Source organism: Yinghuangia sp. YIM S10712 (genome assembly GCF_051388935.1).
Lineage (GTDB): Bacteria > Actinomycetota > Actinomycetes > Streptomycetales > Streptomycetaceae > Yinghuangia.
The window spans coordinates 478,640-482,561 of sequence record NZ_JBPKBI010000003.1 but is presented as its reverse complement, the minus strand read 5'-3'; the positions used below and the strand labels follow the sequence as shown (position 1 = coordinate 482,561).

3 protein-coding genes and 1 pseudogene are annotated in these 3,922 nt (G+C 63.1%); 1 reads left to right on the top strand and 3 read right to left on the bottom strand.

The genetic code is table 11. The annotated features are described in order from the left end of the window. A pseudogene (locus tag ACRX5W_RS11575) lies at positions 1-182 on the bottom strand (PIN domain nuclease); the annotation flags it as partial. Beyond that, a complete protein-coding gene (locus ACRX5W_RS11570) occupies positions 179-394 on the bottom strand; it encodes a type II toxin-antitoxin system VapB family antitoxin (RefSeq protein ID WP_436787938.1) in 216 nt (71 codons plus the stop codon). The pseudogene ACRX5W_RS11575 and the gene ACRX5W_RS11570, both read right to left, overlap by 4 nt. A 396-nt stretch (positions 395-790) precedes the next feature. On the opposite strand from ACRX5W_RS11570, the gene ACRX5W_RS11565 reads away from it, so the two are divergent. Further along, positions 791-2,002 carry a Shedu anti-phage system protein SduA domain-containing protein gene (locus ACRX5W_RS11565; protein ID WP_436787937.1) on the top strand — a complete coding sequence of 404 codons (1,212 nt, stop codon included), beginning with the start codon at positions 791-793 and terminating at the stop codon, positions 2,000-2,002. 124 nt (positions 2,003-2,126) lie between these two features. On the opposite strand, the gene ACRX5W_RS11560 is transcribed toward ACRX5W_RS11565, so the two are convergent. Beyond that, a complete protein-coding gene (locus ACRX5W_RS11560) occupies positions 2,127-3,650 on the bottom strand; it encodes a restriction endonuclease (protein WP_436787936.1) in 1,524 nt (507 codons plus the stop codon). Between the last annotated feature and the right edge of the window lie 272 nt (positions 3,651-3,922).

The window sequence follows — 3,922 nt, the reverse complement described above, 5'->3', positions numbered from 1 at the left end:
TCCGCGGTTTCTTGCGCTCGGTCGGCCGCCGACCCCGCGCTGTAGAAGAACTCGAGTTCGGTGATCGGACACAGCGCGAGCAGCCCGGCCGCCGCGGCTTGGTCCCAACCGTACTTCTCCGCGTCGTTGCGCATGAAGCGCGCGAGGGCACTGGTGTCGATCAGAAACTGCGCCGCGTTCACCGGCGGTAGTTCCTCTTGTCCTCCAGAAGTTCGAGATCGAAGGCGCCCTCATCCGCCGACGCGCGCAGCCGGGTGAGCGCCAGGGCCCGCCGCCGATTCTCCAGAACCTCACGCAAAGCCGTGTTGACCGTCTCCTTCTTGGTGCCCGTGCCGAGAGCCTTGGCCACGTCGGCAAGCAGGTCGTCGTCCAGGTCGATCACTGTCCGCGCCATCGATGCACCTCCATGGATATCAAGTATCCCATCAACGATATCAAGATGGGCATCACCGTGGATCGCATCTCCGGTGGACGCGCCCCCAGCGATCTCCGTGGACCGGAACCTCGCCACTTGAGTCGACCCGGTTGATGAGGCCCGGAACGGCGAGATGGGTGTAGATGGACCTGCCCGTAGGTACGCCTCAGGCGGGCAATCGAGGGGCCTGCACACGTACGAATCGCCGTGTGAACCAGGCTCTCGGTCGCGAAACTGCAAACCAGCAGCGGCGACTGGAACAGCCTGTGGGCCATTGAGCGCGCTTCTCCCTGCGGTCAGCCGCTCGTCCGGCCACCTTCGGCTGATCGCCGCAGGGTGGGCGGGTTGTCAGTCCGCGTGGCCACACTCGCCGCCATGACCGTTAGATCGGACTGGACGCTCGAACTGCAGTTAGAGATCGTGCGGAAGGAGGCGGATCAAGAAGACGTGAAAGCCGCAGTCGATGCGGTGTTCGACCATATGGGGAATGGGGGACGGCGCAACCGACGTGGTGGGAAGGAACTCGTCCGGCTCTTGGAGGACGTGCGTGCAAGGGCTGCCACATGTGGTGAATGGCAGGTCGTACGGCTGGTGCAAGACTCGTTGGATTATGCGGAAGGTCGCATCCTGAAGCCGGACTTCGAGGAACGCTACCGATTGTTCCAGGATGGGGAGCGAAACGAACATCATCGAGAGCTTGTGGCAGGCGTTCAGTCCATCATCTTCGAGCATGTCGCCGAAGCGGGCCGCAAGTTCCTCTTGGACACCCCTGACGCAGGCGCTGAGGAAGTACTCGCCTACATCTCATCGCTCTCGGAGGAGATGAAGTACCTCGATGCGCCGTCTGATCGTCCGGGCCGGTATCGCGTGCTTCGGGGGCGTGCCGAAATGGCCGTGTGGTTGCAACGCGCGCTCGCCGAACGGACCGACATCGAGAGCCCGAGTGAGGCGGCGCGCCGGATTGTCACGTCACCAGAGGCGTTGACACTGTTGGCAGCCGACTCGGAAGGCCAACTGCTATTCCGGGCAGCCGAATTGCAGCGGCGTTCCGCAGGCTTGTCGGAACTCCGCAGGACTGCCGAGGACACGCATGCCAGTGAGCTCGACCTCCAGCGTGCTCTGACAGGGCAGTGTTGGATCTTCGGAGGGCGCTTTGTCGAGGAGTTCGGACATCGACGGTTGGTCGACGGAGACGAGTTTGACATCCCTTTGGTGCGCGGCGACGGGGCGTTGCACATTGTCGAGCTCAAGCGTGCCATGGGCATGCGAGCTCCCTTGATCAAGTCCCATCGCGGGGCTTGGGTACCTGCTTCCGCGGTGCACGAAGCTGTCGGTCAAGCCATGAACTATTTGGTGGGACTTGATGAGAACCGACACTGCATCCGCGATGACTTCGGCATCGAGACACGGCGCGCGAGCGCCCTGGTCCTCATCGGCCATCCGGGTCTGCATCCGCAGGTCCCAGAGAATGAGATCAACGAAGCGCTGCGGACCTTCAACACCCATCTCAGCCGCGTCGAAGTGATGACCTACAAGGAGCTCATCGACAATGCTCAGCGTTCGTTGGGCGGACCGCCCGCAGCGTGACAGCCGGTTCGTGCGAGGGCTTCGACCTGTTCGACTGCAGCGGTGCGGAGCAAGAGTCGTCCTGTGCCGACGCAAGGGAGCGATCTCTGGCGGTTTGCGACCCCTGTGGCTGACGGGTCGGGCTTCATGTGATGTCGTGGCGATTCCAGCCCGGGGGGATTTTGGGGAGGCCGATCAGGACGTCGAGTCCGAGGTGTTCCTTGAGCATGGCTTTGAGGCCGCGACCGTCGATGAGTTCGATTCGGCCGTGGCGTTGGACGAAGTCACGGCTGGATTTCCCGAACCACGAGGTGGTGACGAGGATTGCCTTGCCGGCGTTCTTGTCCTCCATGACGCCTGCCAGCGCGTGGGCTGCTTCCAATCCGACGACCTTGCTGTAGCGCTTGGCCTGGATGACGCACGTGAAGCTCATGAGTGGGTCGTCGACCACGGCGACGGCATCTACGCCCTCGTCTTTGGACTGCTGGGTGACCCAAGCCTTCATGCCCGCGGCCTCGAAGAGGCGGCGAATCAGATGCTCGAACTCGCCGGGGGTGAGAGTCAGTAGATCGTGCCGGGCGTCCATGCCCGCGACGACGTCGACTTCTTCGACGAACTTATAGCGCGAGAGGTCGAACTGGATGACAGGTCGGACGGCTTCGAGGTCGAAGGGATGCGGGGACACGATCGCGTTCAGCCCCCGCAGACACAGGATCGGATCCAACTCGGTTTCGTCCAACTCCAGTTCCTCGAACCTGCCACGGAGAGCCTCGACGCTGATCAGGCATGGGCGGATCGGTTTGCCGGTAGCAGGGTCCTTCGCGGAAACATGTCCGTTGAAGACGACCGTGTCGACCAACTGCGGAGGCGTGGTGCGGAATGCCTGGTCGATGACCCGTAATGCAGTCCGGGCGACCAGGCGGCCGTAGATCGCTTTGACCTCGGCTTCCTTTCGGGGCTGCGGCACGATCTCGCCGCGTGACTTGACGTACCGGTAAGCCGACGCGGTGGGAACAACGCTTTGGCGGGGTAGCTCGAAGTCCACCACCAGCTGACGCTGTTCGGGAGCATAGGTAGCGCGGCACTGCTCGGGCTCGCCGGCCAGGTGGATCGGGTGCGCAAGCACGTGGCATACAGACCGAGTCAACTCTTCCGGACCCCCGAGATCGAAATTGCGGCCGACTGCGAGCCGGTGTTCGGTGAGGTCGAGGCACCTCCGTGACAACAACGTCTCGAAGCCCTCGACTCGAGACGCAGCCTGACGAGTCGATTCCTCCGCCAAGCTCACCATTCGTTCGGCAGCGAGACGTTGCGCTTCCTTGGCGGATTCGGCAGCGGCTCGTTGTTTTTCGCGTTCGCGCGTCGCCTCTCGACGCTGGGCCTCTTGGCGGATGCGCGCAAGTTCCTGCCTGGCTCGTTGTTCCGCGGCGTCGATCCGCTTCTGCTCGCGCCGTTGCTCAGTCTCCTCACGCAGCCGCTTGCGCTCCGCGGCAGCCTGCTTTTGTTGCTTTGCCTTGGCTCTTTGCAGCTCTGCCTTGGCGTGTCGCTCGATCTCAGCCGCCTGGCGAGCTTCCTCGGCCGCGATGCGCCGTTGCTCTTGCTCGCGGACCTTCTGACGCTGTTGGTACGCCCCGAGCAGTTGGGATGTGATCGACTTACGACGAGCCATGAGCCCCCGCCTCTGCCCCCGACCGCCGTTGCCCAGCGGCCTCCCGGTCACCTCATGTCAAGGCTAGACAAACCGACTGACATGGGAGGAGAGGTACAAAGAAATGCAGCCTGTATGACAGGTCTCCGAGCCGGGTGAGCCGAGGACGAGACGCCGTTCATGTTGAACGCGTCGGAACAGTGTTGCCGCGCTCGAACGACACGTCGTCACCACTGTGAGCGCGGGCGAACCGCGACCAAGACGAGGTCGGCCCGGACCATCTGTGATGGTCC

Coding starts and splice junctions, on each gene's coding strand:
- ACRX5W_RS11560 (WP_436787936.1), bottom strand. CDS start 3,650: ATGGCTCGTCGTAAGTCGATCACATCCCAACTGCTCGGGGCGTACCAA.
- ACRX5W_RS11570 (WP_436787938.1), bottom strand. CDS start 394: ATGGCGCGGACAGTGATCGACCTGGACGACGACCTGCTTGCCGACGTG.
- ACRX5W_RS11565 (WP_436787937.1), top strand. CDS start 791: ATGACCGTTAGATCGGACTGGACGCTCGAACTGCAGTTAGAGATCGTG.